Here is a 15,376-nt window from a genome sequence, read left to right as displayed (position 1 = left end):
TCATGACCGAGACCCGCCCGCAGGCGCTCGCCGCCCTCCTCCGCCCGTTCTTTCCCGGGGCGACCCAGATCGGATCTTGCATCCGTTCTTGCATCGGTTCTTGGGTCAACGGCCGCCTCGTCCCCGGCACCGGCGAGCCAGTGCGCCTCGTCGATCCTTCGACCGGTCTGACGCTCGCCGAGTACCCCGATGCCGGGCCGGAGGTGGTCGCCGAGGCCGCCCGCGCGGCGAAAGTCGGCCAGGCCCGCTGGGCCGCGCTGACCGGCGCCGCCCGCGGCCGGGTGATGCAGGAGATCGCCCGCGTCATCCGCGCCGAGGTCGAGGGTCTGGCCCGCCTCGAGGCGCTGAATGCCGGCAAGCCGATCCGCGATTGCCGCGGCGAGGCGACCAAGGTCGCCGAGATGTTCGAGTATTATGCCGGCTGGGCCGACAAGCTCCATGGCGAGGTGATCCCGGTCCCGACCAGCCACCTCAACTACACAAGGCGCGAGCCCCTCGGCGTCGTGCTCCAGATCACGCCCTGGAACGCCCCGGTCTTCACCTGCGGCTGGCAGCTCGCCCCGGCGCTCGCCGCCGGCAACGCGGTGCTGCTCAAGCCCTCGGAGCTCACCCCTCTCACCTCGCTGGCGGTGGCCGCGCTCGCCGAGCGGGCCGGGCTGCCCGCGGGCGTCGTCAACGTGCTCGCCGGCTACGGCCACACCACCGGCCAGGCGGCCCTCGCCGAGAAGGCCGTGACCAAGGTGGTCTTCGTCGGCTCGCCGGCCACCGGCGCCAAGATCGCGGAGAGCGCCGCGCGGCATCTCAAGCCCTGCGTGCTCGAACTCGGCGGCAAGTCGGCCAACATCGTCTTCGCCGATGCCGACCTGGAGCGGGCCTGCCTCGGCGCGCAAAGCGCGATCTTCGCCGGTGCCGGCCAGTCCTGCGTCGCCGGCTCGCGGCTCCTCGTCGAGCGGCCGGTCTACGACCGCTTCGTCGCCATGCTGGCGGCGGGCGCCGAGCGCATCCGCGTCGGCGATCCCCTCGATCCCGAGACCGAAATCGGGCCGATCAACAACGCTACCCAGTACCGGCACGTCCTCGCGATGATCCGCGGCGGCCTCGATCAAGGAGCGACGCTCGCCGCCGGAAGCGACGGCACCCCCGCCGAGGGCGGCTTCTACGTGCGCCCGACGATCCTCGCCCAGGCCGACAATGCCATGGACTGCGCCCGCACCGAGATCTTCGGTCCGGTCGTGACGGTGATCCCGTTCGACACGGAGGAGGAGGCGGTCGCCATCGCCAACGATTCCGAGTTCGGGCTGGCCGGCGCGGTCTGGACCCGCGATGTCGGCCGCGCCCACCGGGTCGCGGCCCAGGTCCGGGCCGGCACCTTCTGGATCAACGCCTACAAGACCATCCACGTCTCCTCGCCCTTCGGCGGCTCGGGGCGGAGCGGCTACGGGCGCTCCAGCGGCCTCGAGGCCCTGCACGAATACACCCAGGTCAAGAGCGTCTGGGTCGAGACCGCCGCCGCTCCCGCCGCCTCCTTCGGCTACGCCCCCGGCGTCGGCGCCTGATCCCTCCCGGTCCGGGGGCGGCGGCCTCCGGACCGTCCCCCCGCACCGGAGACCGATCGATGACGAGCGCCACCCTGGCGACCGGCAATCCCGCCGTCGCGCCCGTGACCCAACCCGTGCCCCCTCCCGCGACTCGTGCCGGCCGCGCCGGCATCCTGGTCCTGTTCCTCCTCGCCCTCGTGGTGGTGACGATCGCGGAGGCGATCGGCAACGTCGCCATCCCGCTCGGCCACGGCAAGATCATCCTCCTGCCCCTGCTCTGGGCCCTGCTGATGGGCGGCGGCCTCGGGCTGGCCGCGCCGCGCCTGCCCCCGGCCCTGCGGCTGCCCGTCTCGCTCCAGCACGCCGCGGGCGCGATCCTCCAGCCGGCGCTCCTCCTCTTCGTCGCCAAGCTCGGCCTCCTCGTCGGCGGCTCGCTGCCGAAGATCCTGAGCGCCGGCTGGGCCCTCGCCTTCCAGGAATTCGGCCACTTCTTCGGCACGATGGTGTTCGGCCTGCCCGTGGCGCTGCTCCTCGGGCTCAAGCGCGAGGCGATCGGCGCCACCTTCTCGGTCGGGCGCGAGCCGAGCCTCGCGATCATCGGCGAGCGCTTCGGCATGGATTCGCCGGAAGGGCGCGGCGTGCTCGCCGAGTACCTGACCGGCACGGTGTTCGGGGCGGTGTTCATCGCGGTGCTGGCCGGGCTGATCGCCAGCCTCGGGATCTTCAACCCGCTGGCGCTGGCCATGGGCGCGGGCGTCGGCTCGGGCAGCATGATGGCGGCGGCGTCCGGCGCCATCGCGGCGCAGCAGAATCCCGAGATGGCGAAGGAGGTGGCCACCTTCGCGGCGGCGAGCAACCTCATCACCACCACCATCGGCACCTACTTCACCCTGTTCCTGTCCCTGCCCTTCACGATCTGGGCCTACGGCGTGCTGGAGCCGATTCTGGGCCGCGGTCGCGGACGGACCGAAGCCGCCGCCGCGCCGACCGAGGTGGTGACGGCGCATGCGGCGCCTGCCTTCGGCCTGCCGGCACTGGTCCTGATCTGGCTCGCCACGGCCGTGTTCGGGCTCATCGGCAACCGGCTCACCTACGGCACGCCGATCGACGGGCAGGTGCTGATCGGTGCCGGGATCATCGTCGCCGCGGTGGCGGTGGGCGAGGTGCTCTACCGCCTCGCCGGGCGCCGGCTGCCAGCGGTGGTGTGGGTCTCGCTGATCGGCATGGCGCTCACCTATCCGGGCACGCCGTTTTCGGCCGAGATCGCCGCGGCGACGGGCCGGATCAACTTCCTGGCGCTCGCCACCCCGATCCTCGCCTTCGCTGGCCTGTCGCTCGCCAAGGATTTCCCGGCCTTCCGGCGCCTCGGCTGGCGCATCGTGGTGGTGTCGTTCATGGCCAATGCCGGCACGTTCCTCGGCGCGGCGCTGATCGCCCAGTTCTGGATGCATCCGCCGGTGTGAACGGAGCGCGACGGGTAACCCTCCCCCCTCTGCGGGGAAAATCCCTCTTAAAATCAAGCGCGGGATCCCCTCTCCCGTGTGGGCTAGCGTGTTCACACTTCTCCGTTCGAGAGCTTCTCCCGGTGAAGGTCGCGCGCCTCTCCTCCCCCCGGCGATCCCGGGCTTGCCCGGAATCGCTGCAAGTTGTGGGGAGGAGCCGGAGGTGGGGGTGGTGCCGGAGAGATTTCGGCGGTGCCTCCTGCACCACCCCCACCCCTAACCCCTCCCCACAAGGGGGAGGGGAAAGCGCCCTCTTTTACAATGAGTTGGGCTTCAGAGACGTTGTGTGAATCCGCTAGCCCGTGTGGGAGAGGGGTAGGGGTGAGGGTGATACGCTTCAGTATGAAACGAAGAGCGTCGAGCTGTCAGCACGACATTCAGAGCTTTACGCGGAAGCGTGTCACCCTCACCCCCGGCCCCTCTCCCACACGGGAGAGGGGAGGCACGCCACAACTTTCCCCGGACAGCCCTGCCGCAGAGGGGGGAGGGTTCGGGCGCGAGCCCTCGACCCGACGATCTCCCCTAAACCCGATACTTCCCGTTCCGCTTCACCAGCACGGTCGTGCCCACCGGCACCCGGTTGTAGAGATCGACCACGTCCTCGTTGAGCATCCGCACGCAGCCCGAGGACATCTGTTCGCCGATGCTCCAGGGTTCGTTGGTGCCGTGGATGCGGAACAGGATGTCGCGGCCGCCCTGGTAGAGGTAGAGGGCGCGGGCGCCGAGGGGGTTGTCGAGGCCGCCCTTGCGCGAGCGCGGCAGGTCGGGGTGGAGGCTGACCATCTTGGCGGTCGGACCCCAATCGGGCCAGACGCCCTTGCGGCCGACCGTGGCGGTGCCCTTCCACGAGAAGCCGAGCTTGCCGACGCCGACGCCGTAGCGGCGCGCCTGGCCGCCCTCCTGGACGAGGTAGAGGAAGCGCTCGTCGATATCGACCACGACGGTGCCGGGCTTCTCCAGGCCGGTATATGCGACGGTCTGGGGCCGGTATTTCGGGTCCATCCGGCTGCGGTCGACCAGCGGCACGTCGTAGGGCTGGTCGGGCATGCTGCCGATGTACCAGGCCGCGTCCGGATCCACGGCCGCGACGTTCGCAGGCCCACGGGAATTGCAGGCCGCGAGCGGCAGCCCGGCGAGGAGGGCGAGGACGAGACGGCGCGGGAGCATGCGGGCGCAACCTTTCGGCAAGAATTCACCTCATGCCTACCCGCTCCCGGACGCCCGGGTTGTGTCCTCCCGGCCTCAACCCCCGCGAAACCGGGTGGCGACAATCAGGCCGCCGCCATCCCGGCGGGCCGCGCGGAGGCCGCGACGAGCCGGCGGATCTCGGCCGCCGGCACCGGCCGGCCGAACAGGAAGCCCTGCACCTCGCCGCAGCCGCAGCCCCGAAGGATGGCGAGCTGCGCCTCGGTCTCGACGCCCTCCGCCAGGGTGGTGATGCCGAGGCTGGCGCCAAGCCCGATCACCGCCTGCACGATCGCCATCGCGGTGGCCTCGCGGCCGAGCGCCGCGGTGAACGAGCGGTCGATCTTGATCTTGTCGAACGGAAAGGCCTGCAGGTAGCTCAGCGAGGCGTAGCCGGTGCCGAAATCGTCGATGGCGATCCGCACGCCCAGGGCGCGCAGCCGGTGCAGAACCGCCAGGTTGGCGGTCGTCTCCTCCAGCATCACCTGCTCGGTGATCTCCAGTTCGAGCCGGGACGGGTCGAGGCCGGATTCGGCGAGCGCCCGGGCCACGGTGCCGACGAGGTCGGGCGTGCGGAACTGGGCCGGCGAGAGGTTGACGGCGACCCGGATGCCCGCCGGCCAGCCGGCGGCCTCGCGGCAGGCCTGACGCAGCACCCACTCGCCCAAGGGCGCGATCAGCCCCGTCTCCTCGGCGACCGGGATGAACGCGCCCGGCGAGACGAAGCCCCGCTCCGGATGGCGCCAGCGCAGGAGCGCCTCGCAGCCCGTCGCCGCGAGGCTGCGCGCGTCGACGAGGGGCTGGTAATGGACCTCCAGCGCCTCCGCGGCGATGGCGGCGCGCAGGTCGCGCTCCAGGGCGCGGCGGTTCTGGAGCGCCGCGTCCATGGCGGGCTCGAACAGGCGCCGGGTGCGCCGCCCGTCGGCCTTGGCGGCGTAGAGCGCGGTGTCGGCCTTGCGCAGGAGCCCGTCGGGGTCGTCGCCGTGCTCGGGGGCGAGCGCGATGCCGATGCTGGCCCCGATCGTGACGTCCTGGCCGTCGAGCGCGAAGGGCCGGCCGAGGGCGGCGACGATCCGGTCGGCGAGGGCGAGCAGGACGTCCCGCCTCGCGGGGCTCAGGATCGCGAATTCGTCGCCGCCGAGCCGCGCCACCAGCCCGTCGGGCCCGAGGCAGGCGCGCAGGCGCTCGGCGACCTCGCGCAGCAGCGCGTCGCCCGCCGGGTGGCCGAGGGTGTCGTTGACGAGCTTGAAATGGTCGAGGTCGAGGCAGAGCAGGCCGAGACCCGTGCCCGATGCCGCCGCCTCGGCCAGCCGTTCGTGGAACAGGACCCGGTTCGGCAGCCCGGTCAGGGCGTCGTGATGGGCCATGTGGGCGATGCGCTGCTCGGCCCGGCGCTGCTCGGTCACGTCGACGCAGGCCGTCAGGGTGGCGCGCCGGCCCTCGAACGGGATCGGGCCGGAAAAGACCTCGACGTCGATCAGGCTGCCGTCGCGGCGGCGGTGGCGCTGGGACGGGCCGGACGCCTCCGAGGCGATCAGGTCGCCGTCCGAGAACCCCAAAAAGTCCTCGCGCGAGAAGCCGTAATGGCCGGTGGCGGCATCGTTCACCGCCAGCACCGCCCCGTCCTCGCCCGAGAGCCACATCGGCACCGGGTTGTGCTCGAACAACAGGCGGGCCGAGGCCTCCCGGGCCTTCAGGTCGCCGATATCGGTGAGGGTGACGCCGAGCAACTCGCCCATCGCCGCGACCTCGATGCGCAGGTGCAGCATCCCCCCGTCGGGCCGCGGATAGGAGCCCTCGAAGCTGCCGGCCGTGCCGTCGAGGGCCGCCACCAGGCGATCCAGGGTCGCCGAGGTCCGCAGGTGCGGCAGCAGCGTGGTCAGGCGCTGCCACTGCGCCGTCTCGACGGTGGCGCGCAGCATCGCGGCCGCGGCGGCGTTGAGTGCGAGGATCCGGAAGTCGCACACCGCGCCGTTCGCGTCGCGCAGGGCAGCCGCCGCCACCATGCCCTGCCGGGTCGAGCGAAAGAGGGTCTTGAGGAGGTTCGTGCGTGCGGCGTCGCCGGCGAGGCATAGCAGCACCAGGCGCTCGCCGGCTTTCGTCGCGAGCGGCAGGCCGAGCATCCCGGTGGTGTAGGCGACGCCCCCGGCCACCCGGGCACAAGGCGCGCGGACCGGCTCGTCCGTGGCGAGCGCGTCGCCCACGACCTCGCGCAGGGACTGCGCGAGCCCGCCCGGCAGGTCGTCGAGGGCGATGCCCGCCCCCTCGCGGCCGAGCCAGCCCTCGAATGCCTCGCCGACCCAGAGCAGGCAGAGATGGGAGGCCTGCCCGCCCACCAGGGCGGACCGGCTCGCCATGCGGCCGAGATTGCCCAGCACCAGGTCCTCGTAGGCCGGCAGCCCCCGGGCGGCGGCCCGGGCGGCGCGCCAGCGGTGCAGCAGCCCCTCGGTGCCGTCGCCCTTCGCGTTCCCGCTCATCCGATCCGATCCGAACCCGCACCGTCCCGGCGATAGACCTCGCAGGTCTTCCGGATGGTTAAAATGAGCCGGCTTTCGAACGGATCGGCGCAAGGCAAGGTGAAGATTCCGCGAATGCGCGGCGTTGCTATCCGAGCGCGACCTCGATCAGGAACGGCCCGCGCCGGCCGAGCGCCCCCTTGAGGGTATCGACGAACTGGGCCAGGGTCTCGACCCGGCGCCCCTCGACGCCGTAGCCCCGCGCCAGGCTCACCCAGTCGATCGGCGGATCGTCGAGGGTCAGCATGTCGATCGCCTTGCGGCCGGGATTGGCGCCGACATTGGTGAGTTCGTGGCGCAGGATCGCGTAGGAGCGGTTGGCCCAGATCAGCGTCACCACGTCGAGGCGCTCGCGCGCCTGGGTCCAGAGCGCCTGGGCGGTGTAGAGGGCGCTGCCATCGGCCTGGAGCGAGATCACCTTGCGGTCCGGGCAGGCCACCGCGGCGCCGGTCGCCATCGGGATGCCGAGGCCGATCGACCCGCCGGTGAGCTGGAGCCAGGTATGGGGCGCCGCCGCATGGGTGGCGGGAAAGAAGTTGCGCCCCGTCGTCACCGACTCGTCGCAGACGATCGCGCCCTCGGGGATCAGCGCGCCGAGCACGCGGCCGATCGCGTCCTGGTCGAGGCGCCCGTCCCCCGGCAGGTCGGGGCGGGACAGCGGCGGCAGCGGCGCCTCTTCCGGCGCACCGACCGCCTCGGCGAGGCGGGCGAGCGCATCGATCTGGTCCTGCTCCGGCGTGGCGAGAGCGAAGACGTCGCAGGTGGGGCTTGCGAGCGCGCTCGGCTTGCCCGGATAGGCGAAGAACGCCACCGGGAGCGTCGCGCCGACCAGGATGACATGCTTGTAGGGCGCCAGCACCTCGCGGGCCGGATCGACCGGATAGGGCAGGCGCTCGATCGGCACCGTGCCGGCGCCGCGGTCGATGCGGGCGTTCGACGTCATGGCGAGCAGCTTCGCGCCGGTCTTTTCCGCGATGCGGGCGGCGAGCCGCCGTCCCTCGTCGCGCACCGCCCGGTCGCCGAGATGGAGGAGCACCGGCTCGCCGCTGCGCAAGGCGGCGACCGCATGCGCGATCGCCTCGTCGCTCGCCCGCGGCCGCTCAGGGATCGCCGGCAGGGGGGCGATGCCGGAGCCCTCCTCCCAGGCGGTGTCGGCGGGCAGGATCAGGGTGGCGACGCCCCCGGGCGCGGTGCGGGCGGCGACGATGGCGTCGGCCCCGTCCGCCGCCACCGCCCTGGCGCTCAATCCCGTGCGGACCCAGGCCGAGACCGGGCCGGCCAGCCCCTCGATGTCGGAGGTCAGCGGCGCGTCGAAGGTGCGGTGATAGGTGGCGTGCTCGCCCACGATGTTGACGAGGGGCGAGCGGGCGCGGCGCGCATTGTGCAGGTTGGCGATGCCGTTGCCGAGGCCTGGCCCGAGATGCAGGAGCGTCGAGGCCGGCTTGTCGGCCATGCGGGCATAGCCGTCGGCGGCGCCCGTCGCCCCGCCCTCGAACAGGCACAGCACCGCCCGCATCCCCTCGACCCGGTCGAGGGCGGCGACGAAGTGCATCTCCGAGGTGCCCGGATTGGTGAAGCACACCTCGACGCCCCCCGCCACCAGGGTGCGCACCAGGCTCTCGGCCCCGTTCATCGCCATCGGCGTCTCCTCTCGCGCGGGCATCTGTCGGCCCGGTTCGGGTTTGCGGTCTGGTGATAGGGGATTTCGGTGCGGGCCGTGAGGGCGTGGGGGACATGGGTGGGCGCCGTGACGCCCGGCTTCACGGCGGCCTTCCCTGCGGGCGATGATAGGCTGAGCGTGGAGGCGTTCACACTCGATCGCTCATCACGGACGCCGGAGCGGACGGTCGAACGACGACCGTGAGCCTCGATGCGGCTCCGGGCGAGGGAGCACCGCAACCACCGCCCCCCTAGCACGTTCGTTGCACCGTGCGGCGGGCAGCGCGCCCGGTGGAGGCTCCGATGAAATTGTTCCAGTGCCAGTCCTGCGGCAACATCCTGTATTTCGAGAACCGGACCTGCCAGCGCTGCGGCCACCGCCTCGCCTACCTGCCGGAGACCCGCACGCTCTCGGCGCTGGAGCCGGCAGGCGGTGAGGACTGGACGCCGCTCGCCGCCCGCGACCGGCCGAGCCGGTTCTGCGCCAACGCGGTGCACGACACCTGCAACTGGCTGGTGCCGCCGGGCTCGGGCGACACCTTCTGCCTCGCCTGCCGCCACAACGGCACCATCCCCGACGTGTCGAATCCGGACCACCTCGCCAAGTGGCGCGAGATGGAATTTGCCAAGCACCGGCTGTTCTACAGCCTGCTGCGCTGGAACCTGCCGCTGCAGACCCGGGCCGAGGATCCCGAGCACGGGCTGATCTTCCATTTCCTGGCCGATCCGCCGGAGAACCAGGGCCCGAAGGTGATGACCGGCCACGACAACGGCGTCATCACCATCGCGCTCGTCGAGGCCGACGATGCCGAGCGCGAGAAGCGCCGGCGCGAGATGGGCGAACCCTACCGCACCCTGCTCGGGCATTTCCGCCACGAGGTCGGGCACCATTACTGGGACCTGCTGGTGCGCGATGCCGGCCGGCTGGACGCCTGCCGGGCAATGTTCGGCGACGATTCGCAGGATTACAACGCCGCGCTCCAGCGCCACTACGAGCAGGGTACGCCGGCCAACTGGCAGGAGAACTTCGTCTCGGCCTACGCCACCACTCATCCGTGGGAGGATTTCGCCGAGACCTGGGCCCATTACCTGCACATCGTCGACACGCTGGAGATGGCGAGCGCCTTCGGCATGCAGGTCCATCCGCTCCTCGACGCCGGCGGCGAGCTCGCCGCGCGGATCGACTTCGACCCCTACGAGGCGCAGAGCATCGAGCAGATCATGAAGGCCTGGCTGCCCTTCGTGTTCGCGCTCAACAGCGTCAACCGGGCGATGGGCCAGGGCGACCTCTACCCCTTCGTGCTGGCCCCGCCGGTGATCGCCAAGCTCGGCTTCATCCACGGCCTCGTCCATGGGACGATCTGACGGACGACGTCTGACGTAAAGGGATGCGCCTTACCGTCCCGGCCGTAGCCTCCGCGGCCGGGGCGGTCCATGATGGGGCAACGTGCCCGACGAATCGGGCCGCCCCGCCCGCATCAGCGGGCCCCAGGAGGGACGCCGAATGAAGCTCGCCAGCCTCAAGCACGGCCGCGACGGCCGCCTCGTCGTGGTCTCGCGCGACCTGACCCGCGCCACCGACGCCTTCATCGTGGTACCGACCCTGCAGCAGGCCCTCGACGACTGGGAGCGCTACGCCCCGGCGCTGAACGCCCTGGCCGAGCAGCTCGAACACGGCTCGGTGCCCTCGTTCCGCTTCCACGAGCACGATTGCGCGGCTCCCCTGCCGCGGGCCTATGCCCGCCGGCACGCCGCCGCCTGGCCGAGCTACCCGGCCCTGCTGCGCCAGGCCGCGGGCGCCGAGGCGCCGGCCGGCGAGGCGGGGCTCCTCGTGCCCGCCGCCTCCGACGGGTTCCTCGGGCCCCGCGACCGGCTCACGCCCGACGACCCGGCCGCCTCCCTCGATCTCGCGGCGGGCCTCGCGGTGATCACCGGCGACGTAGGCCCCGGCGCCGATGCGGCCGCCGCCGGGGACGCCATCCGGCTGGTGACCCTGGTGGCGGAGGTGATCCGCCACGACCGCCTGCGGCCGGACGGGCTCGACCTCGACGGGGCCGAGGCGCCGGCGCTCGCCGCGAGCCTCGCACCCGTGGTGGTCACCCCCGACGAGCTGGGCGATGCCTGGCGGGACGGCGCCCTGCACCGCCCGCTGCTGGTGAGCCGCAACGGCAAGGCGCTCGGCTGCCCCGAGGCCGGGACCGATCTCGGCCGCAGCCTCGTCGCCCTGGTGGCGGAGGCGGCGCGCCACCGTGCGCTCGGCGCCGGCACGATCGTCAGCGCCGGTCCGGTCTCCAACCGCGGCATCGACGGCGGCCCGGGCCGCCCCGCCGCCGAGGGCGGCGCCGGCTATGCCTGCCTCTCCGAGGCCCGCGCCGCCGAGGCCCTGACCGGCGGCTGGGTCCGCACCCCCTACCTCGCGGCCGGCGACCGCCTGCGGGTCGAGATGAAGGATGCCGGCGGGCACTCGATCTTCGGGGCGATCGAGCACGACGTGACCGGCTGACGCAGAGACGGCCGGCGCGCCGCCTCAGGGCGCGCCGGTTGTGCTGGCAGTAAAACGCAACCGATAACCTTGAATCACACCATGGCAGCGCCGTTGAGCGAAGGCATTAGGTATTTGTTCGGAATTTGACGCAACAAACGGCAAGTGCCGATGTTGCGAGCGCGGAAATGCAATTTTCGATTGCAGTCGATCCGGCCGCCATCTTGATGAGCGTCCGCCCCATCGATGCGACCCTGCCTGGATCTCGCCCTCCGTCTCGACCGCTTCCGGCGCTGCCGGAGCGGGACGGTCATCGTCATCCTCGGCCTGCTGCTGCCGCTCCTGGCGATGGGATCGGTCGGCGTCGCCGAGATCACCGAGGTGATGCTGGCGAAGGCGAAGCTCCAGGGCAACGTCGACGCGGCAGCGCTCCAGGGCGCGGGCGAATTCGGGGTCGACCAGTCCTCCGCCACGCAGGAGCGAACCCGCCTCTACGCCGACGCCATGGCAGAGCCCCTGCGCCTGCGCTGGACGATCACCTCGACGGCCACGGTCGATGCCGCGTCGCGCGCGGTGACGGTGAGCCAGACCGCGCACCGCGCCTCGTTCTTCCGCAGCTTGCTGCCGCCGGGCGGCTGGAACCTCGCCGCCACCGCGACGGCGGTCCGCACCGCGCGCAAGCCGCTCTGCGTGCTCGGCGCGCAGGGAAGCGGCCCCCTCGGCATCGGGGCCTCCACCATCGCGTTGCAGGGTAGCTCGGTGATCACGGCTGGCGACTGCCTCGTCCAGAGCAACGCCGACCTGAATGCGGGCGCAGGCACCGCCCTGTGGGCCGGCGAGGCACGGGCCGCCGGCAGCGCCTCCGGCCCGATCCGTCCGGCCCCGGTGACCGACGCGCCGTCGATGCCGGACCCGTTCGCGGCCATGAGGATCGACACACCGCTCTCGCTCTGCGACACGTCGATCAACATCGGGATGGGCACCACGTATCTCAAGCCCGGCGTCCATTGTGCCGCCATCGCGGTGCTCGGATCGGCCAATCTCGTCCTCGAGCCCGGCGAGCATTATTTCATCGGCCCCGCCCTGAGCATCGGCGGGAATTCGACGGTGACCGGCACCGACGTCGTCCTCATTCTCAAGACCGCCGCCGCGGCGCAGATCACCGGCAATGCCGTCTTGAACCTGGAAGGCCGCAAGAGCGGGCCCTATGCGGGTTTCGTGCTGATCACGGATCGCACTTTCATCAGCGACGTCGAGATCTCGACCACCAACGCCCGCAAGCTCGTCGGCACGATCTACCTGCCGAATGCGAGCCTCACGGTGCGCGGCACCAACACCAAGATCGCCGACCAGTCGCCCTGGACGGTGGTGGTGGCACGCACGATCCGGACGATGGGGAGTGCCAACCTCGTCATCAATGCGAACTACAACTCCTCCACCATCCCGGTCCCGGCCGGCGTCGGCCCGGCGAAGGACCAGCCGGTGCGCCTGGCGCAGTGACCGGCCGGCATCCCTACTCGATCACCTGATCGTCCCCCGCCAGCGCGAGGCGGCGCAGGGAACCCAGCGCCCGCGCGAGATCGGCCCGCGACGGCGTCGCGAGGGCGAGCCGGACGGCGTTCGGGGCGTGGCCCGGGCTGACCGCGAAGGAAGAGGCGGGAATGAGCGCGATCCCCCGCCGCAGGGCCGCCGCCGCATAGGCCTCGGCCCGCCAGGTCTCCGGCAGCGTGAGCCAGAGGTGATAGGCCGCCGGGTCGCCCGTCACCGGCAGGCCGGCGAGGCAGTCCCGGGCGATCGCCTGCCGCTCGGCCGCGTCGATCCGCTTGGCGCGCTCGAGCCGGGCGGCGGATCCGTCCTCCATCCAGCGGGTGCCGGCGGCGAGCGCCACCCCCATCGCGCTCCACCCGCCCTGGCGCACCGATACCGCGAGGCTTTCCGCCATCTCGGGCGGGCTCACGATCATCCCGACCGTCAGGCCCGGCATGACGCGTTTCGACAGGCTGTCGACCAGGATCGCGCGCTCGGGCGCCAGGGCGGCGAGCGGGGTCGTCTCGCGCAGGAAGCCGTAGACCGCATCCTCGACGGCCGTGAGCCCGGTCTGCGTCAGGACAGCGGCGATCTCCGCCCGGCGCTCGGGTCCCATCGTCAGCCCGAGCGGGTTCTGCAGTGTCGGCTGCAGGTAGAGCCCGCTCAGCGGCGCGGCGCGGTGGGCCTGGAGGATGGCGTCGGGCCGGACGCCCTCGCCGTCGACGGCAAGCGGCACGAGAGCGATGCCGAGCCGCGCCGCGATGCCCCGGATCACCGGATAGGTCAGCGGCTCGCAGCCGATGCGCTCCCCCGGCGGGGCGAGCGTCGCCAGGGCGGCGGCGAGCCCCTGGCGGCCGTTGCCGGTGAACAGGATCCCGTCCGGATCGGGGGCGAAACCGTCGCGGGCGAGGAAGCGCGCGGCGACCATCCGCGCCTGCGGCGTGCCAGCCGGGCCGTAGAGGGTCAGCGCCGCCTCGATCGCCCCGCGCCCGAGCCCGGCCAAGGTCTCGGCGAGCAGCGCCTCCTGCTCGGGCAGGCGCGACATGGTGCGCTGGAGATCGAGCGCGTGCGGCGGCGGCTCGGGCCGGATCGGCTCCGCTGCGCCGAGATCGGAGCGGATATAGGTGCCGCGCCCGACCTCGCCGAGGACGAGGCCGCGCCGGGCCAGCTCGGCATAGACCCGGCTCGCCGTCGAGACCGCGATGCCGCGGGCATAGGCGAAGTCGCGCTGCGGCGGCAGCCGCTCGCCCGGGCGCAGCCGCCCCTCGGCGATCTCCGCCGCCACCGCATCGGCGATCCCCCGGTAATCCAGGCCTGCCATTATTGCTCCGAGCACAATGTTTCGATTGCTCCGACATTCGTATCGGTACAATCCTGGCGATGCAATCCCGGCCGGACTGCCTTCCCCCCTGCTCGGATCGACCGTCATGCCTGCCGTCTCACTCCCCTTCCCCCGTTCCGCTTCCGACCCTCGGCCACCCCGCCCGGCCCTGCTGCGCCTATGGTGGCGGCGCGCCCGGGACCGCGGGGTGCTCGCCGATCTCACGCCCGCGCAGATGCGGGATACCGGTCTCGATCCGGACGTGGTGCGGCGCGAGAGCGTGAAGCCGTTCTGGCGGGCCTGACCACACCGACCGGCGAAACGCCCTATGCCGCCCGCCCCCTGGTCACCGGCGCGGCGATGGCGCTACGTTAGGGCTCCGCACGCCCGGAGCCCCCTCGATGCCGGATACCGAGACCCTTCCCGACCTCGTCGGCACCGTCCCGGAGACGGTCGTCCGTCCGGCGATCCACCTCGACCACTGCGTCATCCACGTCTCGGACTGGGAGCGCTCCACCGCCTTCTACCGGGACATCCTCGGCGCGGAGGTCATCCCGGTCGGGCAGGGCTTCGCCTACCGCTTCGGCGGCGTGCAGTTGAACTGCCACGGCCCGGGCCAGATCGGCGAGCCCCGGGCTCGGACCCCGGTGATGCCCGGCAACAGCGACCTGTGCTTCCGCTGGCACGGCCCGATCGAGGAGGCGATCGTCCATCTCGAGCGGCACGGCGTCCCGGTCGAGATGGGGCCGGTGCCGCGGCATGGTGCGGTGGGCGAGGGCATCAGCGTCTATTTCCGGGATCCGGACGGGTCGCTCATGGAGTTCATCACCTATCCGGTGGTGTGAGACGAAATCCGGAAGGTCACGTCCGGATTTCGTCTCACGAGCCCGCAACGGTGAAGCTTCGCTTCACACACCTGAGCGAAGCCGATTTCCGCATCGCGAAGCGATCAGCCGGAAATCGTACGAGAGCTGTTGGATCGGCGATCACGGCATCGCACGGGATGAGTCCTTCCCACCCGCAACCTCATCCCGAGGTGCTGGCGATCATAGATCGCAGACTGAAAGCAGCCTCGAAGGAGGCTCCGTGATTCCTGGGGCCCTCCTTCGAGGTCAGTCGGAGCACAATCGACTAGCACCCCAGGATGAGGCCGAGAAGGGGATGAAGCGTATTGATCGGTCAAGCAGGCTCCGGGAGCATATCATCCGGTTTTCGCACGACGGCTGCCCAAGTTCGGGACCGGAGCTCTTTCATCACGCGCGTGTCGGTCGCGCGCAAGCGTCGGCGGACCGCTCGTAATCCATCGGTCTGACCCTGCGGCAAGCTGCCTGGGTGGTGCGTCGGGTGCCGATGCTCTTGCGACGAAGAATCGATCGCTTCCCTCGTGGGAGGCGTCCACGACGATCGCTCGGATTTGTCCCGGACGCGCCATTTGCGCCCGGTCTTCATGTTTCGGAATTGTCATACGCTTTCCGACTGATCGCTTCGCGATGCGGAAATCGGCTTCGCTCGCACGCCGCGCGGGCTGGTGATACGAAATCCGGAAGTGATCTTCCGGGCCGACGCTCAGGCATCGATGTAAGTTCTTAATCAATTTGTATAAAATTTGTGCGACTTGATCGAGCTTGTGCCCGAGATCGGGATCG

At 71.4% G+C, this 15,376-nt stretch carries 11 protein-coding genes; 7 read left to right on the top strand and 4 right to left on the bottom strand.

The genetic code is table 11. The features are described from left to right. Positions 1 to 2: 2 nt before the first annotated feature. Entirely contained in the window at positions 3 to 1,556 is a 1,554-nt protein-coding gene (locus tag AC3AOF_RS18535; RefSeq protein ID WP_488346139.1) for an aldehyde dehydrogenase family protein, read from the top strand. Positions 1,557 to 1,615: 59 nt separating this feature from the next. Next, positions 1,616 to 3,001 (top strand): DUF3100 domain-containing protein, encoded by a 1,386-nt coding sequence (locus AC3AOF_RS18530; RefSeq protein ID WP_488346138.1) that lies wholly within the window; start codon positions 1,616 to 1,618, stop codon positions 2,999 to 3,001. A 561-nt stretch (positions 3,002 to 3,562) separates the two neighbouring features. Here the strand turns inward: AC3AOF_RS18530 and AC3AOF_RS18525 are convergent. From AC3AOF_RS18525 to AC3AOF_RS18515, 3 genes are all read right to left on the bottom strand, one after another. After that, positions 3,563 to 4,207 carry a L,D-transpeptidase gene (locus tag AC3AOF_RS18525; RefSeq protein WP_236989470.1) on the bottom strand — a complete coding sequence of 215 codons (645 nt, stop codon included), beginning with the start codon at positions 4,205 to 4,207 and terminating at the stop codon, positions 3,563 to 3,565. 104 nt (positions 4,208 to 4,311) lie between these two features. After that, entirely contained in the window at positions 4,312 to 6,702 is a 2,391-nt protein-coding gene (locus AC3AOF_RS18520) for a putative bifunctional diguanylate cyclase/phosphodiesterase (protein WP_236989471.1), read from the bottom strand. A gap of 127 nt (positions 6,703 to 6,829) precedes the next feature. Next, positions 6,830 to 8,380 (bottom strand): acetolactate synthase large subunit, encoded by a 1,551-nt coding sequence (locus tag AC3AOF_RS18515; RefSeq protein WP_488346137.1) that lies wholly within the window; start codon positions 8,378 to 8,380, stop codon positions 6,830 to 6,832. 323 nt (positions 8,381 to 8,703) lie between these two features. On the opposite strand from AC3AOF_RS18515, the gene AC3AOF_RS18510 reads away from it, so the two are divergent. The 3 genes from AC3AOF_RS18510 to AC3AOF_RS18500 all read left to right on the top strand — a co-directional run bounded on the left by AC3AOF_RS18510 (position 8,704) and on the right by AC3AOF_RS18500 (position 12,382). Then, positions 8,704 to 9,765, top strand: a complete 1,062-nt coding sequence (locus AC3AOF_RS18510; protein ID WP_236989473.1) for a zinc-binding metallopeptidase family protein — start codon at positions 8,704 to 8,706, stop codon at positions 9,763 to 9,765. A gap of 139 nt (positions 9,766 to 9,904) precedes the next feature. Continuing rightward, the gene (locus AC3AOF_RS18505) at positions 9,905 to 10,903 is read left to right on the top strand and encodes a fumarylacetoacetate hydrolase family protein (RefSeq protein WP_236989474.1); all 999 of its coding nucleotides are present in this window, start codon (positions 9,905 to 9,907) and stop codon (positions 10,901 to 10,903) included. Positions 10,904 to 11,128: 225 nt separating this feature from the next. After that, complete coding sequence (locus tag AC3AOF_RS18500) at positions 11,129 to 12,382, top strand: pilus assembly protein TadG-related protein (protein WP_488346136.1); 1,254 nt, start codon at positions 11,129 to 11,131, stop codon at positions 12,380 to 12,382. A 13-nt stretch (positions 12,383 to 12,395) separates the two neighbouring features. Here the strand turns inward: AC3AOF_RS18500 and AC3AOF_RS18495 are convergent, their stop codons facing one another. Next, positions 12,396 to 13,730 carry an aminotransferase-like domain-containing protein gene (locus AC3AOF_RS18495; RefSeq protein ID WP_488346135.1) on the bottom strand — a complete coding sequence of 445 codons (1,335 nt, stop codon included), beginning with the start codon at positions 13,728 to 13,730 and terminating at the stop codon, positions 12,396 to 12,398. 208 nt (positions 13,731 to 13,938) lie between these two features. Here AC3AOF_RS18495 and AC3AOF_RS18490 point away from each other — a divergent pair, with 208 nt between their 5' ends. Further along, positions 13,939 to 14,034: a DUF1127 domain-containing protein gene (locus AC3AOF_RS18490; protein ID WP_488346134.1), complete on the top strand. Its 96-nt coding sequence runs from the start codon at positions 13,939 to 13,941 to the stop codon at positions 14,032 to 14,034. A 97-nt stretch (positions 14,035 to 14,131) separates the two neighbouring features. Then, positions 14,132 to 14,575, top strand: a complete 444-nt coding sequence (locus AC3AOF_RS18485) for a VOC family protein (protein ID WP_488346133.1) — start codon at positions 14,132 to 14,134, stop codon at positions 14,573 to 14,575. Positions 14,576 to 15,376 lie beyond the last annotated feature (801 nt).

It is taken from the genome of Methylobacterium sp. 142-1Y (assembly GCF_057747795.1).
Note: the sequence above shows the minus strand (reverse complement) of the source record. Positions and strands in the feature narration are given on the sequence as shown.

Excerpts from the sequence above, each read along its gene's own strand:
- AC3AOF_RS18535 (WP_488346139.1), top strand. The coding sequence starts at position 3 with ATGACCGAGACCCGCCCGCAGGCGCTCGCCGCCCTCCTCCGCCCGTTC.
- AC3AOF_RS18530 (WP_488346138.1), top strand. The coding sequence starts at position 1,616 with ATGACGAGCGCCACCCTGGCGACCGGCAATCCCGCCGTCGCGCCCGTG.
- AC3AOF_RS18525 (WP_236989470.1), bottom strand. The coding sequence starts at position 4,207 with ATGCTCCCGCGCCGTCTCGTCCTCGCCCTCCTCGCCGGGCTGCCGCTC.
- AC3AOF_RS18520 (WP_236989471.1), bottom strand. The coding sequence starts at position 6,702 with ATGAGCGGGAACGCGAAGGGCGACGGCACCGAGGGGCTGCTGCACCGC.
- AC3AOF_RS18515 (WP_488346137.1), bottom strand. The coding sequence starts at position 8,380 with ATGGCGATGAACGGGGCCGAGAGCCTGGTGCGCACCCTGGTGGCGGGG.
- AC3AOF_RS18510 (WP_236989473.1), top strand. The coding sequence starts at position 8,704 with ATGAAATTGTTCCAGTGCCAGTCCTGCGGCAACATCCTGTATTTCGAG.
- AC3AOF_RS18505 (WP_236989474.1), top strand. The coding sequence starts at position 9,905 with ATGAAGCTCGCCAGCCTCAAGCACGGCCGCGACGGCCGCCTCGTCGTG.
- AC3AOF_RS18500 (WP_488346136.1), top strand. The coding sequence starts at position 11,129 with ATGCGACCCTGCCTGGATCTCGCCCTCCGTCTCGACCGCTTCCGGCGC.
- AC3AOF_RS18495 (WP_488346135.1), bottom strand. The coding sequence starts at position 13,730 with ATGGCAGGCCTGGATTACCGGGGGATCGCCGATGCGGTGGCGGCGGAG.
- AC3AOF_RS18485 (WP_488346133.1), top strand. The coding sequence starts at position 14,132 with ATGCCGGATACCGAGACCCTTCCCGACCTCGTCGGCACCGTCCCGGAG.